The organism is Plantibacter flavus (assembly GCF_051487245.1).
Classification (GTDB): domain Bacteria; phylum Actinomycetota; class Actinomycetes; order Actinomycetales; family Microbacteriaceae; genus Plantibacter; species Plantibacter flavus_B.
Genome location: NZ_JAHVDH010000002.1, coordinates 667,830 through 692,473, shown reverse-complemented (window position 1 = coordinate 692,473; position 24,644 = coordinate 667,830). Strand labels below are relative to the sequence as shown.

21 protein-coding genes are annotated in these 24,644 nt (G+C 68.3%); 15 read left to right on the top strand and 6 right to left on the bottom strand.

Translation table 11 applies throughout. The features are described from left to right. Positions 1-5: 5 nt before the first annotated feature. Positions 6-506: a murein hydrolase activator EnvC family protein gene (locus KXS11_RS07010; RefSeq protein WP_437384828.1), complete on the bottom strand. Its 501-nt coding sequence runs from the start codon at positions 504-506 to the stop codon at positions 6-8. Positions 507-817: 311 nt separating this feature from the next. Between KXS11_RS07010 and rpsB the strand changes: the two genes are divergently transcribed. The 11 genes from rpsB to KXS11_RS06955 all read left to right on the top strand — a co-directional run bounded on the left by rpsB (position 818) and on the right by KXS11_RS06955 (position 10,690). After that, complete coding sequence (rpsB, locus tag KXS11_RS07005) at positions 818-1,741, top strand: 30S ribosomal protein S2 (RefSeq protein WP_064295105.1); 924 nt, start codon at positions 818-820, stop codon at positions 1,739-1,741. Positions 1,742-1,759: 18 nt separating this feature from the next. Next, positions 1,760-2,587: a translation elongation factor Ts gene (gene tsf, locus KXS11_RS07000; RefSeq protein ID WP_437384827.1), complete on the top strand. Its 828-nt coding sequence runs from the start codon at positions 1,760-1,762 to the stop codon at positions 2,585-2,587. A gap of 169 nt (positions 2,588-2,756) precedes the next feature. Next, the gene (gene pyrH, locus KXS11_RS06995; protein ID WP_437384826.1) at positions 2,757-3,470 is read left to right on the top strand and encodes a UMP kinase; all 714 of its coding nucleotides are present in this window, start codon (positions 2,757-2,759) and stop codon (positions 3,468-3,470) included. A gap of 72 nt (positions 3,471-3,542) precedes the next feature. After that, complete coding sequence (frr, locus tag KXS11_RS06990; protein ID WP_437384825.1) at positions 3,543-4,097, top strand: ribosome recycling factor; 555 nt, start codon at positions 3,543-3,545, stop codon at positions 4,095-4,097. A gap of 74 nt (positions 4,098-4,171) precedes the next feature. Further along, positions 4,172-5,218 carry a phosphatidate cytidylyltransferase gene (locus tag KXS11_RS06985; RefSeq protein ID WP_437384824.1) on the top strand — a complete coding sequence of 349 codons (1,047 nt, stop codon included), beginning with the start codon at positions 4,172-4,174 and terminating at the stop codon, positions 5,216-5,218. Between the two features lie 50 nt (positions 5,219-5,268). Beyond that, the gene (locus tag KXS11_RS06980; RefSeq protein ID WP_437384823.1) at positions 5,269-5,820 is read left to right on the top strand and encodes a DivIVA domain-containing protein; all 552 of its coding nucleotides are present in this window, start codon (positions 5,269-5,271) and stop codon (positions 5,818-5,820) included. A 75-nt stretch (positions 5,821-5,895) separates the two neighbouring features. Further along, complete coding sequence (locus KXS11_RS06975) at positions 5,896-6,561, top strand: lytic transglycosylase domain-containing protein (protein ID WP_437384822.1); 666 nt, start codon at positions 5,896-5,898, stop codon at positions 6,559-6,561. Between the two features lie 57 nt (positions 6,562-6,618). Continuing rightward, the gene (locus KXS11_RS06970) at positions 6,619-6,912 is read left to right on the top strand and encodes a hypothetical protein (protein ID WP_437384821.1); all 294 of its coding nucleotides are present in this window, start codon (positions 6,619-6,621) and stop codon (positions 6,910-6,912) included. Positions 6,913-6,964: 52 nt separating this feature from the next. After that, positions 6,965-7,708 carry an alpha/beta hydrolase gene (locus KXS11_RS06965; RefSeq protein ID WP_437384820.1) on the top strand — a complete coding sequence of 248 codons (744 nt, stop codon included), beginning with the start codon at positions 6,965-6,967 and terminating at the stop codon, positions 7,706-7,708. Between the two features lie 118 nt (positions 7,709-7,826). Then, on the top strand, positions 7,827-9,707 hold the full coding sequence (locus KXS11_RS06960) for a hypothetical protein (RefSeq protein ID WP_437384819.1): 1,881 nt from the start codon (positions 7,827-7,829) through the stop codon (positions 9,705-9,707). Further along, positions 9,704-10,690: a tetratricopeptide repeat protein gene (locus KXS11_RS06955; RefSeq protein ID WP_437384818.1), complete on the top strand. Its 987-nt coding sequence runs from the start codon at positions 9,704-9,706 to the stop codon at positions 10,688-10,690. The genes KXS11_RS06960 and KXS11_RS06955 overlap by 4 nt, the downstream gene beginning before the upstream one ends. A gap of 85 nt (positions 10,691-10,775) precedes the next feature. On the opposite strand, the gene glgB is transcribed toward KXS11_RS06955, so the two are convergent. Together glgB and KXS11_RS06945 are read right to left on the bottom strand one after the other, a co-directional pair. Continuing rightward, positions 10,776-13,055, bottom strand: a complete 2,280-nt coding sequence (gene glgB / locus KXS11_RS06950; protein WP_437384817.1) for a 1,4-alpha-glucan branching protein GlgB — start codon at positions 13,053-13,055, stop codon at positions 10,776-10,778. Further along, positions 13,052-15,112, bottom strand: a complete 2,061-nt coding sequence (locus KXS11_RS06945; RefSeq protein ID WP_437384816.1) for a maltotransferase domain-containing protein — start codon at positions 15,110-15,112, stop codon at positions 13,052-13,054. The genes glgB and KXS11_RS06945 overlap by 4 nt, the downstream gene beginning before the upstream one ends. A gap of 183 nt (positions 15,113-15,295) precedes the next feature. Here KXS11_RS06945 and glgP point away from each other — a divergent pair, with 183 nt between their 5' ends. Then, entirely contained in the window at positions 15,296-17,869 is a 2,574-nt protein-coding gene (glgP, locus tag KXS11_RS06940; RefSeq protein WP_437384815.1) for an alpha-glucan family phosphorylase, read from the top strand. Positions 17,870-17,878: 9 nt separating this feature from the next. Here glgP and KXS11_RS06935 read toward each other — a convergent pair whose 3' ends face one another. Then, positions 17,879-18,526, bottom strand: a complete 648-nt coding sequence (locus tag KXS11_RS06935) for a TetR family transcriptional regulator (protein ID WP_437384814.1) — start codon at positions 18,524-18,526, stop codon at positions 17,879-17,881. Between the two features lie 98 nt (positions 18,527-18,624). On the opposite strand from KXS11_RS06935, the gene KXS11_RS06930 reads away from it, so the two are divergent. Next, complete coding sequence (locus KXS11_RS06930) at positions 18,625-19,569, top strand: saccharopine dehydrogenase (protein ID WP_437384813.1); 945 nt, start codon at positions 18,625-18,627, stop codon at positions 19,567-19,569. Between the two features lie 24 nt (positions 19,570-19,593). Here KXS11_RS06930 and ybaK read toward each other — a convergent pair whose 3' ends face one another. After that, entirely contained in the window at positions 19,594-20,082 is a 489-nt protein-coding gene (gene ybaK / locus KXS11_RS06925; protein ID WP_437384812.1) for a Cys-tRNA(Pro) deacylase, read from the bottom strand. 2 nt (positions 20,083-20,084) lie between these two features. After that, on the bottom strand, positions 20,085-22,127 hold the full coding sequence (gene glgX, locus KXS11_RS06920) for a glycogen debranching protein GlgX (protein ID WP_437384811.1): 2,043 nt from the start codon (positions 22,125-22,127) through the stop codon (positions 20,085-20,087). Between the two features lie 72 nt (positions 22,128-22,199). Here glgX and KXS11_RS06915 point away from each other — a divergent pair, with 72 nt between their 5' ends. Together KXS11_RS06915 and mnmA are read left to right on the top strand one after the other, a co-directional pair. Beyond that, on the top strand, positions 22,200-23,423 hold the full coding sequence (locus tag KXS11_RS06915; RefSeq protein ID WP_437384871.1) for a cysteine desulfurase family protein: 1,224 nt from the start codon (positions 22,200-22,202) through the stop codon (positions 23,421-23,423). A 65-nt stretch (positions 23,424-23,488) separates the two neighbouring features. Next, positions 23,489-24,607 carry a tRNA 2-thiouridine(34) synthase MnmA gene (gene mnmA, locus KXS11_RS06910; protein WP_437384810.1) on the top strand — a complete coding sequence of 373 codons (1,119 nt, stop codon included), beginning with the start codon at positions 23,489-23,491 and terminating at the stop codon, positions 24,605-24,607. Positions 24,608-24,644: the final 37 nt, after the last annotated feature.

Sequence of the window (24,644 nt, the reverse complement as noted above, 5' to 3'; positions counted from 1 at the left end):
GGCGCTCAGCCCACCGGAAGCAGCACCGCGGCGGGCAGCTCGCCGAGCAGGGTCAGCGGGTTCACGTACGCGCCGTCCCGACGCACCCCGAAGTGTGCGCACGCAGACCCGCAATGACCACCGCTGTCGACGACGCCGAGCGGCCCACCCCGGGCGACCACATCGCCCACGGAGACCGAGCCGACGACCGGCTCGATGCTCGACACGAGACCGTTCCCGTGCTGGACGACGACCAGCGGACGATCGACCACCTTCCCGGCGAAGGTCACCACGCCGTCTGCCGGTGCGGACACCGATGCGCCTGGTCGTGCAGCGATGTCAATGCCCCGATGACCCGGAGCGTACGGCGTCGGCGGCGCGATGAACGGGGCGACGACCGGATGTGGTGCGGCAATGGGCCACGCCCACGATGGAGACGTCGGCGGAGCGGCTGCGCTCGAGGTCGGCGGGAGAGCCGCCAGGAGGACGCAGATGGAGAGGATTGCGCGCGGGACGGTCATGGTCATGTTCCGAGCCTGACGGATTCGGGCGGACGTGATCCAGAGCGCCCGAGCGCACGCGGAAATCCATCCGGAGTGCGCCCCTGTGGAGCACGATCGCGCCGCGCCCGGATGCTATGCTGTCTGGAGCACCTCGCTCGTCGGGGTGACTACGCGTGCCATTTCGGCCATCACTTCCAATCGGTCCTCGCTCTCACGAGCGTGGCGGACGTGTGCCGGGCACCAGGGACGTGGCCATCCGGTCCGTCAGACAACCGAGGCACTCCCACTCTTCCGCCTGTGCGGCGAGTGGCGAGCGCAGAACAGGAGAACGGCTCATGGCCGTCGTAACCATCCGCCAGCTGCTCGACAGCGGCGTGCACTTCGGGCACCAGACCCGCCGTTGGAACCCGAAGATGAAGCGATTCATCTTCACCGAGCGTTCCGGCATCTACATCATCGACCTGCAGCAGTCGCTCGGCTACATCGACCAGGCGTTCGACTTCGTCAAGGAGACGGTCGCCCACGGTGGAACCATCCTCTTCGTCGGCACGAAGAAGCAGGCTCAGGAAGTCATCGCCGAGCAGGCGACGCGCGTCGGCCAGCCCTACGTCAACCAGCGTTGGCTCGGTGGCCTCCTCACCAACTTCCAGACGGTGTCGAAGCGACTCGCCCGGATGAAGGAGCTCGAGGAGCTCGACTTCGAAGACGCCTCCAAGAGCGGCTTCACCAAGAAGGAACTCCTCATCAAGAAGCGCGAGCTGGACAAGCTCCACAAGTCGCTCGGCGGTATCCGCAACCTCTCCAAGACGCCGTCGGCGCTCTGGGTCGTCGACACCAAGAAGGAGCACCTCGCGATCGACGAGGCGCGCAAGCTCGGCATCCCGGTCATCGGCATCCTCGACACCAACTGCGACCCCGACGAGGTCACCTACCCGATCCCGGGTAACGACGACGCGATCCGTTCCGTCGGCCTGCTGACGCGTATCATCGCCGACGCCGCCGCCGAGGGCCTCATCCAGCGCCACCAGAAGCCGACCGAGGGCGACGCCCCGGCCGAGCCGCTGGCCGAGTGGGAGCAGGAGCTGCTCCAGGGCGGCGAGCAGGGTTCCGCTGAGACCGAGAAGGTCGCCGACGAGGCGATCGCCGCTACCGACGCCGTCGAGGCAGCTCCGGCTGTCGAGGACGTCGAGGTCGCAGCAACCGAGTCCGCCGCCGACGCCGAGGGTGCAGCTGCAGCCGTCGTCGCCGACGAGAAGTAAGCAAGGAGAACCCCAGCAATGGCCAACTTTTCTCTCGCTGACCTGAAGGTGCTGCGCGAGCAGCTCGGCACCGGCATGGTCGACACGAAGAACGCACTCGTCGAAGCCGATGGCGACGTCGAGAAGGCGACCGAGATCCTGCGTCTCAAGGGTGCGAAGGGCAACGCGAAGCGTGCTGACCGCTCCACGAGCGAGGGCCTCGTCGCCGCGAAAGAGAACGGCAACACCGCCACGCTGATCGAGCTCGCCTGCGAGACCGACTTCGTCGCCAAGGGTGAGAAGTTCCTCGCCCTGTCCGACGTCGTCCTCGACGCGGTCGTCGCCGCCGGCGCGACCACGGTCGAAGAGGGCAACGCGGCTCCGGTGGACGGCAAGACCGTCGCCGAGGTCATCGCGGACTCCGCAGCGATCATCGGTGAGAAGTTCGAGCTCCGTCGCCTCGCGGTGGTCGAGGGCGAGCACTTCGCCGTCTACCTCCACAAGACCAACAAGGACCTGCCCGCGCAGGTCGGTGTGGTCGTCGGTTACTCGGGCGACGACGCGGAGACGGCTCGCAGCATCGCGCAGCACATCTCCTTCGCGAACCCCTCCTACCTCAGCCGTGACGACGTCCCGGCCGACGAGGTCGAGAAGGAGCGCGAGATCGTCACCGAGATCTCGAAGAACGAGGGCAAGCCCGAGGCTGCACTGCCGAAGATCGTCGAAGGCCGCGTGACCGCGTACTTCAAGCAGGTTGCGCTCCTCGAGCAGGATTACGCCAAGGACAACAAGCTGTCCGTGCAGAAGGTGCTCGCTGACGCGGGCCTCACCGTGACCGGGTTCGCCCGCTTCAAGGTCGGCGCGTAACAGTTGTGACGGGGTCCGGATCGCCAGTGGCGATCCGGACCCCTTTGCGTGCGCGGGGCTGCCCGCGCACGCAGGATCGGTGACGATCCGGCCATCGGGGCGCCACGTGTCGGGGACAGTGTGCGGTTCGGGGCGCTAGGTTGTGTGAGGGACGAGGAAGGACAGGCGGATGCCGGAGAAGAAGCGCAGAGTACTGCTCAAACTGTCAGGTGAGGCGTTCGGAGGCGGCCAGCTCGGCGTCAACCCCGACGTCGTCGGAGCGATCGCCCGCGAGATCGCTGAGGCGACGGCGGACGTGGAGGTCGCGGTCGTCGTCGGTGGCGGCAACTTCTTCCGTGGGGCAGAGCTCAGTCAGCGGGGGATGGACCGTGGTCGTGCCGACTACATGGGCATGCTCGGCACGGTGATGAACGCCCTCGCGCTCCAGGACTTCCTCGAGCAGGCCGGGGCAGCGACGCGTGTGCAGTCCGCGATCGCGATGACCCAGGTCGCCGAGCCGTACATTCCGCTCCGTGCAGAGCGGCACCTCGAGAAGGGCCGTGTCGTCATCTTCGGCGCCGGCGCCGGGCTCCCGTACTTCTCCACCGACACCGTCTCGGCGCAGCGCGCCCTCGAGATCGGTGCCGACGAGGTCCTCGTCGCCAAGAACGGTGTCGACGGTGTCTACACGGCAGATCCCCGCCTTGATGCGACCGCGACGAAGATCGATACGATCTCCTACCAGGAGGCGCTCCAGCGCGGGCTCAAGGTCGTCGACTCGACCGCCTTCAGTCTCTGCATGGACAACGGCATGCCGATGCGTGTCTTCGGTATGGAGCCGGCCGGAAACGTGACCGCAGCCATCCGTGGCGCTGAGATCGGCACGCTCGTCACCTCGGCCTGAGCGGCAGGGCGAACCGGCCGCGGCCCGACGCCCGACTAGACTGAACCCAGTAATGCAATCGAAGGAGTGCTCGTGATCGCGGATGTCCTCACGGATGTTGGAACCCGGATGTCGAAGGCCGTCGAGGCCGCCAAGGACGATTTCGCCACGGTGCGAACGGGTCGTGCCAACCCCCAGCTGTTCCAGAAGGTGCTCGTCAGCTACTACGGGACGCCGACGCCTCTCGCGCAGCTCGCCTCGCTGCAGAACCAGGAGGCACGAACCATCGTCGTGACCCCCTACGACAAGACGGTGCTGCGCGACATCGAGCAGGCCATCCGCGACATCCCGAACCTGGGCGCGAACCCGACGAACGACGGCACCGTGATCCGCGTCACCATGCCCGAACTCACGGCAGAACGACGCAAAGAGTACGTGAAGGTCGTCAAGGGCAAGGGTGAGGACGCCAAGGTGTCCATCCGCAACATCCGTCGCAAGGGTAAGGACGACCTCGAAGCGTTGAAGAGCGAGGTCGGCGACGATGACGTCGCGCGTGGCGAGAAGGAGCTCGAGGCGATCACGAAGTCGCACATCGACGCCGTCGACGCTGCCCTGAAGGCCAAGGAGACCGAGCTCCTCTCCATCTGAGCAGCTCCTCGTCACTTGATCCGTTCGCCGTCCGATCCGTTCGATCGTCGTCGGCTGGCCCGCTGGAGGTACCCGTGGAAGACGAAGTCGCTTCAGGGCAGTCCGGTGAGCAGCCGACGCCCGAGCGGGTGAAGCACGGCAAGCTCGACCCGCAGGACATCCGCTCGCAGTTGAAGGACCGCCGCGCGAAGTTCGAGAAGCAGGTGGGGGTCACCAGGGCCGACATCGAGCGTCAGGTGCAGGCGACCAAGGCCCAGTTCGACGCGACGAACGAGCGCATCGAGGCCAGGGTCGGCCGTAACCTCGTGAACGCGATCCTCATCGGGGTCGCCGCGGGTGGCATCATGCTCGTCAGCCTGATCATCTTCAAGGTGATCTTCGTCCTGCTGGCGGCGGCGGTCGTCGCCTTCGCCGCGCTCGAGCTGCGGAAGGCGCTCGAACACACTGGGCGTCGTGTGCCGGCCATACCGACAGTGATCTCTGCGGTCGCCATGCAACCGGCAGCGTTCTTCCTGCACGACGTCTGGCGGTGGTCCGTCGTCCTGCTGGGGATCCTGCTCGTCGCCGTGTGGCGGATCGCTGAGCAGGCGGTGGCCTCTCGCCGGACCGACCTGCCGACACTCGTTCGCGACATCGCGTCCGGCACCTTCATCCAGGTGTACGTGCCGTTCCTCGCCTCCTTCGCGGTCCTGCTCGTGGCGCAGCCGGACGGCGAGTGGTGGACGCTCACGTTCCTCATCCTCGTCATCTGCGTGGATGTGGGGGCGTACGCCAGCGGTCTGTCGTTCGGCAAGCACAAGATGGCACCGGTCATCAGCCCGAACAAGACCTGGGAGGGTTTCGCGGGCGCCGGTGTCGCCGCGGTCGTCGCGGGCGTGCTGCTCGCGATCCTCATGCTCGGCGTGCCGTGGTGGGTCGGTGTGCTGCTCGGTCTGCTGCTGCTCGGCAGTGCGACCGTCGGCGACCTGGGTGAGTCCCTCATCAAGCGTGACATCGGCATCAAGGACATGAGTTCCTGGCTTCCCGGCCACGGCGGCTTCCTCGATCGACTCGACTCGATCCTCCCGTCGGCCGTGGTCGCGTACGTCGTGTACCTGCTGTTCGGCGGTCTCGCGGTCTGATCGGCCTGCCGATTTCGTCCGTTCAGCCCCGCATGGGGGAGAATGGTCGGGTGAGCACGACCTTTCCCTCCACAAAACGTTCGAAGCGTGGTTACGACCCCGACGAGGTCGACGAGTTCCTCGACCGTGCCCGCGCCGCCTACGGGCAGGAGGCCGGCGCCGAGCCGATCCTCACGGCCGAGGACATCCGGCACGTCGCGTTCCGCCTGAGTCGGGGCGGGTACAGCACCGAACACGTGGATGCCGCACTCGAACGCCTCGAGGATGCCTTCTCGCTGCGCGAACGCGAGCGCTCGGTCGAGGAGCGTGGTGCGAAGGAGTGGCTGCGCGACGCCCGAGGGACCGCCCAGGTCATCCTGAACCGGCTCACCAGGCCGGAAGGTCAGCGCTTCCAGCGAGTCAGCTTCCTGTCCCGCGGCTACAGCAAGAAGGATGTCGACGCTCTCGCAGACCGTCTCGTGGCCTACTTCCACGACGGGACACCCCTGAGCGTCGACCGGGTCCGGACCGCGGTCTTCCGCAACCAGTGGGCCGGATATCGGGAGTCGCAGGTGGACGCGCTGCTCGACAGTGTGGTCGACGTCATGCTGGCGGTTCGCTGAACATCCGGAGCTCCGGTGGCCTGATCAGGCATTCTCGGCTAACATCGATGCATCGTGCCTCAAGACTCAACTGACGTGACCCCATGGAAGCCCCGAGCCCAGCCGTCCTCCGGTAAGGCGGTTCAGTCATACCGTCGACCGCGTTCGCGCGGGAAGAAGGTGCTCGGTATCTTCGCGGCCACGGCCGCTTTCGGCTTCGTCGCGGTCACCATGGTCGATCCCACCTCCAGCGTGGTCGCGTCGTCCTATGTCGAGCAGGAAGCGCAATTCGGCGGCAACGCAGCCCAGTCCGTCGTCGCGAGCTCGAATTACCAGTACACGTTCTCGCGTGACGGCTATGAGGTCGTCGCGCCGCCGCCTCCCGTCGTCGCCACGCCTGCCGCCACCGACGGCTCCTCGTCATCGTCGGGGAGTGCGCCGGCTGCAGGCGTCCCAGATCCGGGTACGGCCCAGGCCATCGCCTACGAGATGGTGATGGCGAACGGCTGGGGTGAGGGCGAGTACAGCTGCCTGGTTTCACTCTGGAACCGTGAGTCGGGCTGGAACGTGTACGCATACAACGCCAGCTCCGGTGCCACGGGCATCCCGCAGGCGCTTCCCGGGTCCAAGATGGCTTCGGCGGGCGCCGACTGGGCGACGAACCCCGCCACGCAGATCACCTGGGGCCTCGGATACATCACGAGCCGCTACAGCACGCCGTGCGGCGCCTGGGCGCACTCGGAAGACGCCGGCTGGTACTGAGTCACCGGGCCGCGTCTGCACCACGGGTGTCGGCGCAGCTGTGCCTAGACTTGACCCATGCCTCGACACCACCGCCACCGGCCACGGCCAGGAGACGACGACGAGAGCAATGGCCTCGGACGACTGATGGCCGGCTGGAAGCGCACCGAGGACCATCGGGACGGCGTCTGGTACGTCCAACCGGTCACGGGGGCGAGCGCCCAGAAGACCTACGTCTGTCCGGGCTGCGTCCAGCCGATCGCGATCGGTACCGCCCACCTGGTCACCTGGCGGGCCGACGGCCTCATGGGTGACGCGGCGGATATCGCCGCACGCAGGCACTGGCACTCCCACTGCTGGCGGATCCGGTGAGCCCCATCCGCGTCGAGTCCGTGACAGCACCAGTCCGAGGAGGACGCACCGCATGAACGAAACGATCGAGATCCGCGGCGGTACGCAACTGCCCGCCGTGCGTGAGGACATCGAACTGCACACGAGCGATGGTCTGACGCTCGTCGGCGAACTCGCGACGCCGACCGAGGGGCCGATCGTCGCGACGCTCGTGACGCTCCATCCGTTGCCGACGGCCGGTGGCTTCATGGACTCCCACGTCCTCCGGAAGGCCGCGGCCCGACTCCCCGCCCTCGCAGGGATTGCGGTGCTGCGCTTCAACACCCGCGGCACGTCGTCGCCGCGAGGCACAAGCGACGGTGCGTTCGACGGTGGGACAGCCGAACGGGCTGACGTCGAGGCTGCGCTCGCCTTCGTGGCTGAGCGCGGTTTGCCGAACCCGTGGTTGCTCGGCTGGTCCTTCGGCACCGAGCTCGCGCTCAAATACGGACGCGATGCGCCGGTCGACGGCGTCATCCTGCTGTCGCCGCCGCTTCATCGGACGTCCGATGCTGAACTGCTCGCCTGGGCCGACGACACGCGTCCGCTCGTGGTGCTCGTCCCCGAACACGACGACTACCTGCGGCCCCCTGAGGCCACCGAGCGGTTCGCCGTCGTCCCGCACACCACGCTCATCGCCGTCGACGGCGCGAAGCACCTCTGGGTGGGGGAGAGCCAGACGCTGCGCGTGCTGACGGAGATCGTCCGGGCCATGAACCCCGCGGCGCTGCCACTCCCGACCGAGTGGCCGGCCCAGAGCCTCCCAGCGGCCGTCTAGCACGCTCTCAGACACATCCGATAGCCTGAACCATCTGCGTCTCGTGCCGGCCCGACCCGCCGGAACCCGTCGGACGCACGATCACACGCGTCGCTCCGACGCCAGAGGAGAGTTTTCCGTGCGTTTCGTTCTCGCCATCGCCGCGTTCGTCGTGGCTGCCGTCATGATCGTGACGGGCATCGCGCAACGTACCGTGTTCCTGCAGCCGGGCACTTTCAGCCTCTCCGCGACCGTGGACGGCGGCGAGCGCTTCATCGTGGTGCCGGGTAGCGTCCTGCAGTCTCAGCCAGGAGCGCAGTCGATCGTGGCGAGCGCCGGCGGCGACACGCAGGTCTTCATGAGCTATGGGCGCTCCGACGACATCGCCGCCTGGCTGGGCGACGAGCCGTACACGCGGGTCGGGGTGAACAGTGCGGGAACCGAGCTGACGACGGAGAGCGTCGTCCCCTCGGACGACACCTCGAGCGACGACGCAGCGACCGACGACAGCGCTGCAGAACCCTCCGCCGCCCCGGACGCGTCGGGCGAGGACACGGCTGCATCGGACGAGAAGGGCCCGAACCCGCGTGGATCCGACCTCTGGCTCGGCGAGTACGACGAGGCGGGAGCCGTCATCGCGACGGTGAGCCTCCCGAAGGACATCGACGTCCTCATCGCCACCGACGGCTCGGAGCCGGCGCCGGACTCGCTCCGCCTCTCCTGGCCGCTCGACAACTCGACGCCATGGGCGGGTCCCCTGATCACCGGTGGCATCATCGTGCTCCTCGCCGGAATCGTCCTCTACCTGTCCGGCATCAACCGCATGCGTCGCTCGCGTGGACCGCGCCGGAAGGGGATCACCCAGGGAAAGAAGGGGCTCACGAAGATGCCGAAGCCGCCGAAGCCCCAGAAGGCGAAGCGCGACGCCGAGCTCGGATCGAAACCGGGCGGGCGCAACCCGTTCCGTCGTTCGCTGATGGTGGGCGTGCCACTCGTGCTCGTCGGCACGCTCGGCCTGAGCGGATGCTCTCAGGACTACTGGCCGACGATCGGCGCAGCGTCACCGAGCCCGAGCGTCACCGCGACCGATCTGCCTGCAGACAGTCAAGACCAGGACTTCGCTGCGCCGGTCGTGACCGTGCCGCAGGTGGAGCGCATCGTCTCCAGGATCTCGACCGCCGCCGCTGAGGCCGACGCCGCGCTCGACGGGAAGGCAGCGGCTGTGCGGTTCGCTGGCCCTGCGCTCGAGGAACGCACCGCGAACTACGCGCTGCGGACCGCTGTCGCGGACGCCGCCGGCCCGACACTCATCCCTGCTTCTCCCGTGACCCTGACGCTGCCACAGGCGACGGATGCCTGGCCGCGTACCGTCATGACGGCCATCCAGGACAAGTCCGACGAGACCGTCTCGCCGACGGTACTCGTGATGACGCAGGAGGACGCGCGCTCGAACTACCAGGTGGTGTACGCGGAGAAACTGCTGGAAGGCGCCAGACTCGAGAACGTCGCACCCGCGACGATCGGCGCGGCCAGTGTGCCGCCGGATTCCAAGCTCCTCGTCCTGCCGCCGGAGCAGATCGCCGCCGCATACGCGGACATCATCACCAATGGCGACGCGAGCAGTTTCGCCGGTCTCTTCGACGCTGACGGCGACGTCTTCCGCACCCAGGTCGCGGCCGACCGAGTCACGAAGGCCGCCAACCTGCCCACGACCGCGAGCATCGCCTTCTCGGCCGCTGCCGGCAACGGGCCGAACGTCGCGCTCGCGACGAACGACTCCGGCGCCATCGTCGCAGTCAACGTGCATGAAGGCGAGACGGTCACGGTCGTCACGGCCGGTGCTACCGTGAAACCATCTGGTGCGGTCGCCGCGCTCTCCGGGATCACCGAGAGCGCGAAGGGCACTCAGGCCACCTATGGCGACCAGCTCCTGTTCTACGTGCCAGCCGTCAACTCTGGAGAGAAGATCACCTTGCTCGGATTCACCCAGTCCCTCATCGCCGCGTCGGAGCTCCCGTGAGTGGCGCCGAACCGAGCGCAGCGCACCTGCGCGGCGCGGTAGACCTCTCAGGCCTCGCCCGCCGTCACCAGACGCCTGCCCCGGCTGCCCCCTCGCAGCCTGGCGCACCGGCTGCAGAAGCTCCGGGTGCGACCACCGGCCAGACCGTCGAGGTCCCGTCCTTCGTCTTCGATGCCACCGATGACGGCTTCGGCCAGGTCGTCGAGCTCTCCTCGGTCGTGCCGGTCGTCATCGACCTGTGGGCAGAGTGGTGCGGGCCGTGCAAGCAGCTCTCCCCGGTGCTCGAGCGTCTGGCGGAGGAGTATGCCGGCCGGTTCGTCCTCGCGAAGGTCGACGTCGACACCAACCCGCAGCTCTCGCAGGCCTTCCAAGCTCAGTCCATCCCGATGGTCGTCGCGGTGGTCGGTGGGCGCCCGGTGCCGATGTTCAACGGAGCGATCCCCGAGAGCCAGGTCAGAGACGTGATCGAGCAGCTCCTCCAGCTGGCCGAGCAGAACGGAGTCGCCGGCCGAGCGGTCATCGCCGGTGGTGACGGAGGCGCTGCGCCCGCGGAGCCCGTCGAGCCGCCGCTCCCGCCGCTGCACGCCGAAGCGTACGAGGCGATCGACCGCGCCGACTACCCGGCGGCGATCGCTGCGTTCGAGAAGGCGATCGCGCAGAATCCGAACGACGACATGGCCGTCGCCGGGCTCGCCCAGGTGCGTCTCCTTCACCGGCTTGCGGGCAAGACGCTCGACGACATCCGTGGTGGTGCTGCAGCCGCTCCCGCCGACCTCGATGCCCAGCTCCTCGTCGCCGACCTCGACGTGTCCGGTGGGCACCTCGAGGACGCGTTCGATCGCCTGTTGACGCTCTTCCCGGAGCTCGATCAGACCGGGAAGGACACCGCCCGGACCCGACTGCTCGAGCTCTTCCAGGTTGCCGGTGTCACCGACCCGCGCGTGATGAAGGCCCGGGCGCGCCTCACCGGTCTGCTCTACTGACCCGTTCTTCCTCCGCTCCGGCGACGACGGCCCGCCTCCATCAGGAGGTGGGCCGTCGTCGTATCGCAGCGGATGGTCGGCCTGCTCAGCCGATGTGGCGCAGCCAGATCATCCCGAGCGGAGGCAGGGTGAGCTCGGCGGACGCAGGGCGTCCAGCCCACGGCGTGTCCGTCGCCTCGACCGCACCGTAGTTCCCGACCCCGGAACCGCCGTACTCGACAGCATCGGTGTTGAGGAGTTCCTCCCAGCGGCCGGCTTTCGGCAGGCCGACCCGGTAGGGACCGACCGGGGCACCCGAGAAGTTGACGAGCGCCGCGACGACGTTGCCGTCGTGATCCCATCGCAGGAACGACAGCACGCTGTTGCGGGAGTCGCCCCCGTCGAGCCATTCGAAGCCACCGGCCTCGTGGTCCCGGGCCCACAGGGCCGGGTGCTCCTTGTACACGGTGTTGAGGCGGGAGACGAGACCGAGCAGGGCACGATGGCTCGGTTGGTCGAGGATCCACCAGTCGAGTCCGCGCTCCTCGGACCATTCCGAGGGCTGACCGAACTCCTGGCCCATGAACAGCAGCTGCTTGCCAGGGTGCGCCCACATGAAGGCGAGGTAGGCGCGCATGTTCGCGAGCTGTTGCCAGTGGTCGCCGGGCATCTTCGCGAGGAGCGAGCCCTTACCGTGCACGACCTCGTCATGGCTGATCGGCAGCATGAAGTTCTCGCTGAAGGCGTACAGGAACGAGAACGTGATCTCACCGTGGTGGTGCGAACGGTAGAGCGGGTCGTGCTGGATGTACTGGAGCGAGTCGTGCATCCAGCCCATGTTCCATTTCAGGCCGAAGCCGAGGCCGCCTCCACTCGTCGGTGCCGTCACCCCGCCCCAGCTCGTGGACTCCTCGGCGATCATGGCGATGCCGGGGTTGCGCTTGTACGCCGTCGCGTTGGCCTCCTGAAGGAGACTGATGGCCTCGAGGTTCTCACGGCCACCGTGGATGTTCGGCAGCCACTCGCCCTCCTTGCGGGAGTAGTCGAGGTAGAGCATGGAAGCGACGGCGTCCACGCGCAGGCCGTCGACGTGGAACTCCTCGAGCCAGTAGAGCGCATTGGCGACGAGGAAGTTCTTCACCTGGGGCTGGCCGAAGTCGAACACCAGGGTTCCCCAGTCGAGCTGTTCGCCTCGCCGCGGGTCCGGGTGCTCGTAGAGCGCCTGGCCGTCGAAGTTCGCGAGTGCCCACTCGTCCTTCGGGAAGTGCCCGGGCACCCAGTCCATGAGGACGCCGATACCAGCGCCGTGCAGACGGTCGATCAGGTATTTGAGGTCGTCGCCCGTCCCGAACCGGCTCGTGGGCGCGTAGTACCCGGTGACCTGGTAGCCCCAGGAGCCGCCGAACGGGTGCTCGGCGAGCGGCATGAACTCGACGTGGGTGTACCCGAGTTCGAGGACGTAGTCGATGAGCTGGTCGGCGAGCTCGCGGTAGCCGAGCCCGGGGCGCCATGAGCCGACGTGCAGCTCGTAGACGCTCATGGGACCGTTATGGGGGTCGCCGGCCGCGCGTCGCGCGAGCCAGTCGCCGTCGGTCCAGGTGTACGAGCTGATGCCCGTCATGGAGGCCGTGGCGGGGGAGACCTCGGTGTGGCGTGCCATCGGGTCGGAGCGACGGACCCACTCGCCCGAAGGGGTGAGGATCTCGAAGCGGTACAGCTCCTCGGTGCCGAGGCCGGGGACGAACAGCTCCCAGACGCCCGTCGCGCCCATGTTGCGCATGGCGTGCGCCGCGCCGTCCCAGGAGTTGAAGTCACCGATCACCCGGACCGCCCTGGCATGCGGTGCCCAGACGGAGAACGCGGTGCCCGCGGTGGACGAGGTGACTCCCGGCAGCTCGGTGACGTGCGAACCGAGTGCCTCCCACAGCTGTTCGTGGCGGCCCTCGCCGATGAGGTGGAGGTCGAGCTCTCCGATGGACGGCGCGAACCGGTACGGCTCGTCGGCGGCCCAGGTCACCCCGTCGTCGTACCGGGCTTCGAGTGTGTAGTCGACGATTCCGTCGATGTGGAACCCTTGCCACACGCCGTTGCGGAGGTGGGCCAGCTCGACCCGGGCACCGCTCGTGAGGACCGCGGTCACCTGCTGGGCGAGGGGTCGACGAGCCCGCACGACGACGAGCGGGTCGCTCACGCCGTCGACCGTGACGAGATGCTGCCCGAGCACGGCGTGCGGGTCGTGGTAGCGACCTTCGGCCACCGCGTCGAGGATCCAGTCCTCGACAGCGGGCAGTGTGAGCTCGTGCGGCTGCGGAGGTTCGGGCTCGGGTCGGACGGCCGCTCGGCGTCCGGAACGCCTCGGCGGTGGAGTCTGCGACGACTGGGTCATGGGCGGGGCCTCACCTTCAGGATGTGCACCGGTTCGGTGAACGCATCGAGCTTCACGAAATTGCTGTCGGACCAGATCCACTCGGCACCGGTGACGAGATCGGTGACGTCGAGGCTGCCGCCCGGAGTGCCGCCGAAGACGGTCTGGTCGAGGTGGACCATCGTCTGGCGGACCGAATGAGGGTCGAGGTTCGCGACCACGATGATCGTGTCGTCTGCGGCCGTCCCGGTGAACTCGGCAGCGAGGTGCTTGCTGTAGACGAGGATCTGCTCGTCGTCGCTCCAGTGGAAGCGGATGTTGCGCAGCTGGCGGAGAGCCGGGTGCGCGCGTCGCGCCTCGTTGAGGAGGGTCAGGTAGGGCGCGAGCGAGGTGCCGGCGGCTTCGGCCTTCGCCCATTCGCGAGGGCGGTACTCGTACTTCTCGCTGTCGATGTTCTCCTCGGCGCCGGGCCGTGCGACGTTCTCGATGAGTTCGTACCCTGCATACACGCCCCAGGTCGGCGCCGCCGTCGCTGCGATCGCCGCCCGGACCTTGTAGGCGGCACGACCGCCGAACTGCAGGTACTCGGTGAGGATGTCCGGGGTGTTCACGAAGAGGTTCGGGCGCAGGAAGTCCGCGGTGTCGGTCGCGACGGACCCGAGGAACTCCTCGAGTTCCTCCTTGGTGTTCCGCCAGGTGAAGTAGCTGTAGCTCTGCTGGAACCCGACCTTCGCGAGCCCCTGCAGCAGGGCGGGGCGCGTGAACGCCTCGGCGAGGAACACGACGTCGGGGTCGGTCGCGTTGATCGTGCCGATGAGCCACTCCCAGAAGTCGAGCGGCTTCGTGTGCGGGTTGTCGACGCGGAAGATGCGCACGCCGAGCGACATCCAATGGCGCACGATGCGCAACACCTCGGTGCGGATGCCCTCAGGGTCGTTGTCGAAGTTGACCGGGTAGATGTCCTGGTACTTCTTCGGCGGGTTCTCGGCATACGCGATCGAGCCGTCGGGCAGCGTGGTGAACCACTCGGGGTGTTCGGCGACCCAGGGGTGGTCGGGCGAGGCCTGGAGGGCGAGGTCGAGAGCGATCTCGAGGCCCACTTTCTTCGCCTGCCCGACGAAGTACGTGAAGTCCCTCTCGGTGCCGAGGTCGGGGTGGATCGCGTCGTGCCCACCGGCTCGTCCACCGATCGCCCAGGGCGAGCCCGGGTCGTGCTCACCAGGGGTCAGGGTGTTGTTCGGCCCCTTGCGGAAGGCCTCACCGATCGGGTGGATCGGCGGCAGGTAGAGCACGTCGAAGCCCATCGCCGCGACCGCCGGGAGCCGCTTGGCCGCCGTGCGGAACGTCCCGGAGCTCCATGAACCGTCAGCTCGCCGCTTGGCGCCCTCGGAGCGGGGGAAGAACTCGTACCAGGATCCGACACCCGCTCGAGTGCGTTCGACCCGGATGGTGAGCGGTTCGCTGGAGCTGCTGAGACCGGCGAAGGGCTGTCGGCGGGCGATCGAGAGCACCTGCTCATCGTCGAGTACCGCGAATCTCGCGTCCGGTGCAGCGGTGGTGTCGCGGAGCAGGGCGGCGCGAGCGGTCAGCAGGCGGCGGTCCTTGAGCGGACGCTGCTTGTCGGTGGCGGATCGTTCGAACAGCTCGGCACCGATGGCGTACATCACCTCGACGTCGATGCCGGCCTCGATCTTCACGCGAGCGTTGTGCTCCCACGTCGCGAACTCGTCCGCGAACGCACGTACCTGGTAGGTCCAGGTGCCTTCGAGGCCGAGCTGGACCTCGACCTGGAAACGGTCGGTCCCGCGGGCGCCAGGCGCCATCCGGTGCACTCGGGTCGAACCGTCCGGAGCGGTCAGCACGAGCTCTGCGCCGATCAGGTCGTGGCCCTCGCGGAACGCCGTCGCTCCGAAAGGCACGACCTCGCCGTTGAAGGCCTTCGCCGGCCATCGACCGTCGTCGACGCGAGGCGTCGGATCGAGGATCGGGATCCGGCCGATCCGTGGCGTCACGGGGGAGAGGTTCTGGATCGCGCCGGACTGCGCGACGGCGGGGGACTGCGGTGCTGACTTCGGCATGGTGCGTTCCATCTCCTTCGGTGCCACTCGTCCGACCGTACCGCGAATCGAGCCACGATGACGGGGTGCGCGGGGTGTCGCGCATCATGCTAGAGAGAAGTCACGCACTGTTCGCCTCGAGCGGGCCTCGAGCGGGCCTCGCGCAGCCCGAGAGCAGCCTGCGCGGTGCTCTAGAGTGAGCGCGTGAAGGCTATCCGCAGGTTTACCGTCCGTGCGCTCATCCCCGAGTCCCTGACCGCGCTCGCCGCCCTGGCCGCCAACCTGCGCTGGTCGTGGCACGAACCGACGCAGCGGTTGTTCGACGAGATCGCGCCGGACATCTGGCGGGACACGGAACACGATCCGATCAGTGGTCTGGGCCTCGTGACACCGGAGCGTCTGGCCGAGCTCGCGGCCGATGCGGAGTTCGTCGCGCGCGCGGACGCACTGCATGCCGAGCTTCGTGACTACCTGGAGGGACCCCGTTGGTATCAGGGGCTCCCCGACCCGAAACCGCAGTCGATCGCGTACTTCTCTCCCGAGTTCGGGATCGCGGCCGCGCTCCCGCAGTACTCGGGTGGCCTCGGGATCCTCGCCGGCGACCACTTGAAGAGCGCCTCCGACCTCGGCGTACCGTTGGTCGGCGTCGGCCTGCTGTACCGCTCCGGGTACTTCGCGCAGGCCATCACTGGAGACGGCTGGCAGCAGGAGAGCTATCCCGTGCAGGACCCGGACGGTCTGCCGGTCACGGTCCTCCGTGAACCGGACGGAACCCCGGTGACCGTCACCCTGGCTCTGCCGGAGGACCGGACGCTCAACGCGCGGGTGTGGATCGCTGATGTCGGGCGAGTGCCACTGCTGCTCCTCGACACCGACATCCCCGAGAACGTCGCCGAACTCCGCACCGTGACCGACCGGCTGTACGGAGGCGGTGGCGAGCACCGCCTGCTGCAGGAGCTGCTGCTCGGGATCGGTGGCGTCCGTGCCATCAAACAGTGGAGCGAGCTCACCGACCACCCGTTGCCGCAGGTGTACCACTCGAACGAAGGGCACGCCGGGTTCCTCGGACTCGAACGGATCAGCGACCTCGTCGGCAACGGTCTCTCCTTCGACGAGGCACTCCAACTCGTGCGGGGCGGCACGGTGTTCACCACGCACACGCCCGTGCCCGCGGGCATCGACCGATTCGACCGTCAGGTCATCACGCGGTACTTCACCGGGGACCTGCTGCCGGGCGTGGCACCCGAGGAGGTGCTGTCGCTCGGTGACGAGACCGCCAACGGTGGCTCGCCCGACGTGTTCAACATGGCGATCATGGGGCTTCGGCTCGCGCAACGCGCCAACGGCGTGAGCAAGCTGCACGGCGCGGTGAGTCGCGCCATGTTCGGCGGACTGTGGCAGGGGTACGACGTCGCAGAGGTGCCGATCACATCCGTCACGAACGGTGTGCACGCGCCGAGCTGGACGGACCCTGCGCTGATCGGGTTCGCCGAGCAGCGGTGGGGGAGCGCCGACACGAGCCACGCCGACTGGGCTGACCCGTCGATCACCGACGGAGACCTCTGGGCGCTCAAACGCGGCATGCGTGAGCGACTCGTCACCGACGTTCGACGCCGGATCTCGGCGGGCTCACGCACCGAGAACCCGAACGCCGTCGTGCCCGCCTGGATCGATGACCTGCTCGACCCGGACGTCCTGACGATCGGCTTCGCCCGCCGGGTGCCGAGCTACAAGCGGCTCACGCTCATGCTGCGGGATCCGGAACGCCTGCGGGCGATCCTGCTCCACCCCGAGCGGCCCGTGCAGATCGTCGTCGCGGGCAAGTCGCATCCGGCGGACGACGACGGCAAACGGCTCATCCAGCAGCTCGTCCAGTTCTCGCAAGACCCGCAGCTCCGCTCGCGGATCGTGTTCCTGCCCGACTACGGCATCGGGATGGCGAAGACGCTGTACCCGGGCTGCGACGTGTGGCTGAACAACCCGCTTCGTCCGCTGGAGGCCTGCGGGACGTCGGGGATGAAGGCCGCCCTCAACGGGGCCCTCAACCTCTCGATCCTCGACGGCTGGTGGGATGAGTTCTCCGACGGGGAGAACGGTTGGGCGATCCCGACCGCGGACGGGGCGACGAACGATGACGAACGAGACGACCTCGAAGCGGCAGCCCTCTACGAGGTCATCGAGCACCAGCTCGCACCACGGTATTACGAACGCGACGCCGATCAGGTGCCGACCCGGTGGATGCACATGGTGAGACACACCATGTCCACGCTCTCCGAACCGCTGAGCGCCGACCGCATGGTGCGGGAGTACACGGAGCGCATGTACCTGCCCGCCGCGGCTATGGAGAGCCGTCTGAACTCCTCCGAGCAGCAGGGCGCCAGGGACCTCGCGGCCTACAAGCGCCGAGTGACTGACGCTTGGCCGCAGTTGGCCGTCGCCCACGTCGAGAGTGGCGGTGTCGACGAGGTGCCACAGGTCGGCGACGTGCTCCGTCTCCGCGCCTATGTGCAGCTCGGCAGCCTGACCCCCGACGACGTGACGGTCGAGGTCGTCTGCGGCGTCGCCGGTGTCGGTGGAGAACTGCACGACATCCGGACCCAGCCGCTCGACTGGCAGGAGTCATCCTCGACGAGCCGGCCTGAACACACGCTGGAGTTCGCCGGCACACTGCCGCTCGACCGGGCGGGCGGTTTCGGATACACGGTGCGCATCGTCCCGAAGCATGAGCTGCTGCTCAGCCCGGCGGAACTCGGTCTCGTGGCGCTCGCGACGCCGTAGGGCTGCGATTCACTCCGCGCGGGCGAGGAGCGCTCCAGCGAGCGCGGCCGTCGTCCACCGGATCCAGGCTTCGCGTCCGAGGCCGCGTTCCCGCCGGAGGAGCCACCAGCTCTCCGGACTCGTCGCCGCGAGCGCGAGATCGGCGGCCAACGACGTCGTGAGCTCGGGATGCAGTGCGCCGCGACTGTCGAGAGCGCGAGCGAACACAAGTTGCGCGTGGCGTCGCTGGGCGAGATTGTCGCGCCAGAGAGCGGCGATGGCCGGGTCAGTCGACGCGGCGCTTCGGACGACGTCGAGCAGTGCTCCGGATCGCTCGAGGACGGCCTCGGCGCCCCGCACCTGATGCTGGAGTTGTTCCAGCGCCGTCGGCGCCGAGATCGCCGAGACGACCCAACCGCGCTCGACGAACGGGGTATCGGCGTCGGCACCGGCTGTGGCCAGGTCCAGTGCCGCAGCGAGGATCTCCCGCTTGGAACCGAAGCCGTAATACACCGTCTGCTCGCCGACCCCGGCGGCGGCGGCGATGGAACTGATCGAGGCGCCGTTGTAGCCGTCTTCCTCGAATCGTCCGATTGCGGCTTCGACGACGGCTCGTCTCGTCCGTTCGCCACGGCTCCGGCGTCCGTCGATCCGAGGCGTCTGGTCAGCTGTCGACATGGTTCGAGCGTAGCTCAGTCGCAAAGTATCTGAAGTGTGACTACAAGTTGTAGTCTGGCTACTGATAGTCCTCATCGTGGGGTCCGGAAGGGAAGACCATGCACGCACTCGTCCTCGGAGCCAGCGGCGCCGTCGGCACCGTTATCGTCGAGACCCTGCGTTCGCGCGGAATCCGCACGATCGCGGCCGGACGACGGCCCGGAGCCGACCTCATCGTCGACCCGTCGGGCCCGTTCGACGTGGTGTCGGACGCCATCGCCACGGCTCATGCGAGCGTCGTCGTGAACGCCAGCGGCGTCGAGGCTCCGGCGCTCGTCCGCGCGTCGGCTCGCGCAGGAGCTGCGTTCGTCGAGATCAGTGCCACCGAGACCTACCTCGCGCGTGTGGCGGGTGGCCGCTTCGACGTCCCGGTTCTGCTCGGAGTCGGTCTGGCGCCGGGGCTCACCAACCTACTGGCCGAGGATGTCGCCAGCCGTTCCGAACCGTCGATGCCGATCGACATCGGGATCGTCCTCGGAGCAGGTGACGCGCACGGTGCAGCGGCCGCAGCGTGGACCTCTGGTCTTCTCGGTCGGAGGTTCCCCGACCCGGGCACCGGACGACCCGTGCGCAACTTCACCGAGGCCCGAACATTCAGGTTGCCTGATGGCCGTCACCGACGACTGCTGCGTGCCGACTTCGCCGACCAGCACACCCTGACCCGGACGCTCGGCAGGACAGTCCGCACATCGTTTGCGACGGACGACCGCTCCAGTACGGCGCTCCTCGCCATCCTGACGAGGATCCCTGGCGCCCGGCGGCTGCCCACCGGCATCCATCTGCCGGGTGGAGACCGCTGGACCGTCCTCGCCGAGGCGGCGGACGGCGCGCTGTCATGGGCGACAGGGCGTGGTCAGTCCCGTGCGACGGGGGTCATCGCCGCGCTCGCGGCGGTCGGCAGCGCCGCGCTTCCTGCGGGCGTGCATCAGCTGAACGCCGCGGTCTCCCTCGACCGCGTGCGGGAACTCGACGGATTCCAGGTGTCGGCGCGGCAACACCCCTGATCGAAGACCGGCTGCCGAACGGTTTCAGCGTCCGATCGGGGCGACCGCGGCGTGGACCGCGTCACGCAAGCCCTCGGGCGCGAGCTCGAGGTCGAGTCCCCGCCTGCCGCCCGAGACGAACACCGTGGGGTGGGCGAGGGCGCTGTCGTCGAGGACCGTTCGGAGTCGCGTCCGTTGCCCGATCGGACTGATCCCGCCGACGACGTACCCGGTCTTGCGTTCGGCGAGCCCAGGGTCCGCCATCGTCGCGCGCTTGCCACCGACCGCCGCAGCCAGGGACTTCAGGTCGAGTTGACCGGACACCGGGACGATGCCGACGACGAGAGCCCCGTCGACCTCGGCGAGGAGCGTCTTGAACACCCGTGTCGGCTCGACACCGAGCGCCGCAGCGGCTTCCAAGCCGAAGCTGGGGGTCGCCGGATCATGCTCGTAGGTGTGGAGGGTGAACGGCACACCGAGCTTCGTGAGTGCGACCGTCGCTGGTGTCCCGCCGCTGTCCGCCTTGCGTGCCATCGTCACACCGCTCGGAAGAGCTGCATCGACGTGGCGGACACCGCCACACGTTGTCCGGGTGAGAAGGACTCCTCGTCCTCCGCCGGCACGTCGTCCGCCGAGTTCCACACGCGTCGGTAGGCCGTCACCCCGTCGTGCTCCGGCAGCGTCACCTCCGTCGGGCGTTCCACACCGTGCACGATGAGCAGGATGCGGTTGAGCTCCTCGAGTTCCGGGGTGCTCGTCGAGAAGAACTGCAGCGTCCGGTTGCGGGGGCTCGTCCAGTCGTCAGTGCTCATCGTCTCGCCCGAGGCGTCGAACCAGTCCATGACACTCGCGCTCGGGACATCCGTGCCGGCCGCGGCGAAGTGCTTCGGCCGAAGCGCCGGGTTCGTGCGCCGGAGTTCGAGCAGTCGGCGCGAGTGGGCGAGCAGCTGCTCCTGCCACGGCTCCCTGGACCACCCCACCCAGGTGAGCTCGGAGTCATGGCAGTAGGCGTTGTTGTTCCCGCGCTGGCTCCGACCGAACTCGTCACCAGCGGTCATCATCGGGACGCCCGACGACAGCAGCAGGGTTCCGAGCAGGTTGCGCATCGCCTTCCGTCGGGCCGCGAGAATCCCCGGGTCGTCCGTCGGCCCCTCAGCGCCGTGGTTGAAGGAGCGATTGTTGTCGGTGCCGTCCCGGTTCGCCTCGCCGTTGCCGACGTTGTGCTTCACGTCGTAGGACACCAGGTCGGCGAGGGTGAAGCCGTCGTGTGCGGTGATGAAGTTCACCGAGGCGAGCGGTCCGCGCTCCGCCGAGAACGTGTTGCTCGATCCCGCCAACCTGGTGGCGAACCCGCCGATCCCGACCGGGGCGTCGGCACGCCGCGCATAGTCGATGTCGGACAGCCAGAAGTTCCTGACGCGGTCGCGGTAGCGGTCGTTCCACTCGTGCCAGCCGTCGGGGAAGTTGCCCGTCTGCCACCCGCCCATGCCCACGTCCCACGGCTCGGCGATCATCTTCACGCCCGCGAGCGCCGGGTCGTCGAGGATCGCATGCAGGAGCGGGTGGTCGCGGGTGTACTCGACATCGGCGTTCCGCCCGAGCGTCGCGGCGAGGTCGAATCGGAACCCGTCGATCTGGACCTCTTGCGCCCAGTACCGCAGCGAGTCGATCACGAGTCGCTGAGGGACCGGGTGACCGAAGTTGACGGTGTTGCCGCAGCCGGTGACGTCGATGTAGGCGCCGGTGTCGTCCTGACGGTAGTAGCTCGCATTGTCGATGCCACGGAAGCTGGTGCGGGGGCCGCCTGGGCCCTCCTCTGCCGTGTGGTTGTAGACCACGTCGAGGATGACCTCGATGCCCGCCTCATGGAGGAGCTTGACCATGCCCTTGAACTCACGGAGGACCGCATCGGCGCCGGACGCCTGCGCCCGCTTCGTCGCGTACGGCGCGTGCGGGCTGAAGAAGTTGAGCGTGTTGTAGCCCCAGTAGTTGACGAGCCCCTGCTTGATGAGCCGCTGCTCCGAGGTGAACGCGTGCACCGGCAGCAGCTCGACGCTCGTCACGCCGAGGTCGTGCAGGTGCGCGATCATCGCCGGATGGGCGAGCCCCGCATAGGTTCCCCGCAGCTCCTCGGGCACGTCCGGGTGCAGCTTGCTCAAACCCTTCACGTGCGCCTCGTACACGACCGTGCGGTCGAGTGGGATCTGCGGCTTCCCCACACCGCCCCAATCGAAGGCGTCGTCCACGACGACGGAACGCCACTGCTCGGCCGCCACCCGGGCGAGTCCACGCGCATACGGGTCGAGCAGCAGGGTCTGTGGATTGAAGACGTTGTTCGGGGTGACGGGACCAGCGGCGCGCACCGCGTACCGACGCCCACGGATCAGACTCCGGGAGCGCCCGCTCCACACGCCGTGCTCATCACGGGTCATGTCGACGGACCGGGTGATCCAGTTCGGATCCTTGTCGTCGAAGATCACGAGCTCGACGGCGTCGGCGTGCTCCGACCACACCCGGAGTTCGCCGCCGTTCGGGCCGAGACGCACGCCGAGATCGTGCAGGGGGTCACCAGCGTTCATGCGTTCTACAGTAGTGAGTGGATGAGTCCGCGATGTTTCGCGGAGACGGAGACGACGGAGGCGGTGAACGGCATGGTGGTGTACCTCGACCACGCGGCGACCACGCCCGTCCGACCGGAGGTGATCGCCGCCTACGCCGAGGCCATGGCGACCGTCGGCAACCCGGCCTCAATCCACGGCCCTGGCCAGCAGGCTCGTCGCCTGCTCGAAGAGGCTCGCGAAACGGTCGCGGCGACGCTCGGCTGCGACCCGATCGAACTCGTCTTCACGTCCGGCGGCACGGAGTCGATCAACCTCGCCGTCAAGGGGCTCTACTGGCAGCGCCAGGCCCGCACGAGCCGTCCCGTCGTCCTCGCGCCCCACGGGGAGCACCACGCCACCCTCGACACCATCGAATGGCTCGAGCGCCACGAAGGAGCTCTCGCCTCGTGGACCCCGCTCGACGACCTCGGACGCGTCGACCTCGATGCCGCGACCGCGCAGTTCACCGAGCACGCCGACCGCATCGCCGTCGCCACCGCGCTCTGGGCGAACAACGAGGTCGGCACCGTCCAACCCGCAACGGAACTCGCGGCGCTCGCCGCATCGGCAGGTGTGCCGTTCCACCTGGATGCGGTCTCCGCGTACGGGCATCTGCCGATCGACCTCACCACCCTCCGGGCCGGGTCGGGCGCGTCGGGGCCGAGCGGACTCGTCGCGCTGAGCGTCTCCGCGCACAAGATCGGGGGTCCGGTGGGTATCGGGGCGCTCGTGGTGAGCCGGTCGGCGGTCGTCGAGCCCCTCCAGCACGGTGGCGGACAGCAACGCGGCCTCCGTTCCGGGACGCAGGACGTCGCGGCCGCCGTCGGTTTCGCCGTCGCTGCACGACTCATGGAGGCGGAACGCGCCGCCGAGCAGGAGCGTCTCGGCGAGCTGCGCGACCGCCTGATCACCGGCGTGCTGTCCGCCGTGCCCGAGGCGCAGCTGAGTGGCGATCCCGTCCACCGGCTCGCCTCGAACGCCCATTTCGTGTTCCCGGGCACGCAGGGAGACTCGATGCTCTTCCTGCTCGACCTCGCCGGCGTCGCCGTGTCGACGGGATCCGCCTGCCAGGCAGGGGTGCCGGAACCGTCCCACGTCCTGCTCGCCATGGGCCGCAGCGAGGGCGAGGCGAAGGCTGCGCTGCGCATCACGCTCGGCCGCACGACGACCGCGGACGACGTCGATGCATTCCTCCGAGCGCTGCCACGCGCACACGCCCAGGCGAGCCGAGCCGGATCTGCGGATCGGGACACCGCGCTCGGCGCGCGTCCGTGACGTCGTTTCGACGCCGGTTCGCCGGACGGGGTGATCGGCCGCCGAGTGGCGCGTAGACTTGCCCGGTGAAAGTTCTGGCAGCGATGAGTGGTGGAGTCGACTCCGCCGTGGCAGCGGCGCGCGCCGTGGACGCCGGACACGAGGTCGTCGGGGTGCACCTGGCGCTCAGCCGGATGCCCGGAACCCTGCGCACCGGTAGCCGAGGGTGCTGCACGATCGAGGACTCGATGGACGCCCAGCGTGCGGCGAACCTCATCGGTATCCCGTACTACGTGTGGGACTTCTCCGAGCGGTTCAAGCTCGACGTCGTCGACGACTTCATCGCCGAGTACCGCGCGGGCCGCACGCCCAACCCGTGCATGCGCTGCAACGAGAAGATCAAGTTCGCCGCCCTGCTCGAGAAAGCCATCGACCTCGGGTTCGACGCCGTGGTCACCGGCCACTACGCGACCATCGTGACGACGCCGGAGGGCGACCGCGAGTTGCACCGGGCGAGTGCCTGGGCCAAGGACCAGTCCTACGTGCTCGGCGTGCTCACGACCGAGCAGCTCGCGCATTCGATGTTCCCGCTCGGTGCGACCCCGTCGAAGGCCGAGGTGCGTGCCGAGGCGGCCGAACGCGGTTTCACGGTTGCCAATAAGCCGGACAGCCACGACATCTGCTTCATCCCCGACGGCGACACCAAGGGCTGGCTGGGGGAGCGCGTCGGCACCGAGACGGGTCAGGTGTTGGACCGGGACGGCGCCGTCGTCGGTTCGCACGAGGGCGCGCACGCGTTCACCGTCGGACAGCGGAAGGGGCTGCACCTCGGGGTCCCAGCGCCCGACGGCCGCCCGCGCTTCGTGCTCGAGGTGCGACCGAAGGACAACACCGTCGTCGTCGGGCCCAAGGAGGCGCTCGCGATCGGCGAGATCGCCGGCTCCCGGTTCACCTGGGCTGGACGCGCACCGGAGGTCGGCCCCGAGCCGATCGCGTGCGACGTGCAGATCCGTGCGCATGCCGATCCCGTTCCGGCCGCTCTGACGCTCGTCGACGGCGAGCTCGTCGTCCACCCCGAGACCCCCCTCGACGGAGTCGCCCCCGGGCAGACCGCGGTGCTCTACAGCGGCACACGCGTGCTCGGGCAGTTCACGATCGATCGTACGGTGAGTGCGGTGCCCGTCGGCGCCGAGATCCCGGCCTGAGTCGCAGCAGACGGAGAACGCCCCACGAGCCTCGCTC

Bases quoted from the DNA above. Each gene is read 5' to 3' on its own strand.
- ybaK (WP_437384812.1), bottom strand. From the start codon at position 20,082: ATGGCACGCAAGGCGGACAGCGGCGGGACACCAGCGACGGTCGCACTC.
- glgX (WP_437384811.1), bottom strand. From the start codon at position 22,127: ATGAACGCTGGTGACCCCCTGCACGATCTCGGCGTGCGTCTCGGCCCG.
- KXS11_RS06970 (WP_437384821.1), top strand. From the start codon at position 6,619: ATGCCTCGACACCACCGCCACCGGCCACGGCCAGGAGACGACGACGAG.
- rpsB (WP_064295105.1), top strand. From the start codon at position 818: ATGGCCGTCGTAACCATCCGCCAGCTGCTCGACAGCGGCGTGCACTTC.
- pyrH (WP_437384826.1), top strand. From the start codon at position 2,757: ATGCCGGAGAAGAAGCGCAGAGTACTGCTCAAACTGTCAGGTGAGGCG.
- KXS11_RS06965 (WP_437384820.1), top strand. From the start codon at position 6,965: ATGAACGAAACGATCGAGATCCGCGGCGGTACGCAACTGCCCGCCGTG.
- KXS11_RS06935 (WP_437384814.1), bottom strand. From the start codon at position 18,526: ATGTCGACAGCTGACCAGACGCCTCGGATCGACGGACGCCGGAGCCGT.
- KXS11_RS06930 (WP_437384813.1), top strand. From the start codon at position 18,625: ATGCACGCACTCGTCCTCGGAGCCAGCGGCGCCGTCGGCACCGTTATC.
- KXS11_RS06915 (WP_437384871.1), top strand. From the start codon at position 22,200: ATGGTGGTGTACCTCGACCACGCGGCGACCACGCCCGTCCGACCGGAG.
- tsf (WP_437384827.1), top strand. From the start codon at position 1,760: ATGGCCAACTTTTCTCTCGCTGACCTGAAGGTGCTGCGCGAGCAGCTC.
- KXS11_RS07010 (WP_437384828.1), bottom strand. From the start codon at position 506: ATGACCATGACCGTCCCGCGCGCAATCCTCTCCATCTGCGTCCTCCTG.
- KXS11_RS06945 (WP_437384816.1), bottom strand. From the start codon at position 15,112: ATGCCGAAGTCAGCACCGCAGTCCCCCGCCGTCGCGCAGTCCGGCGCG.
- glgB (WP_437384817.1), bottom strand. From the start codon at position 13,055: ATGACCCAGTCGTCGCAGACTCCACCGCCGAGGCGTTCCGGACGCCGA.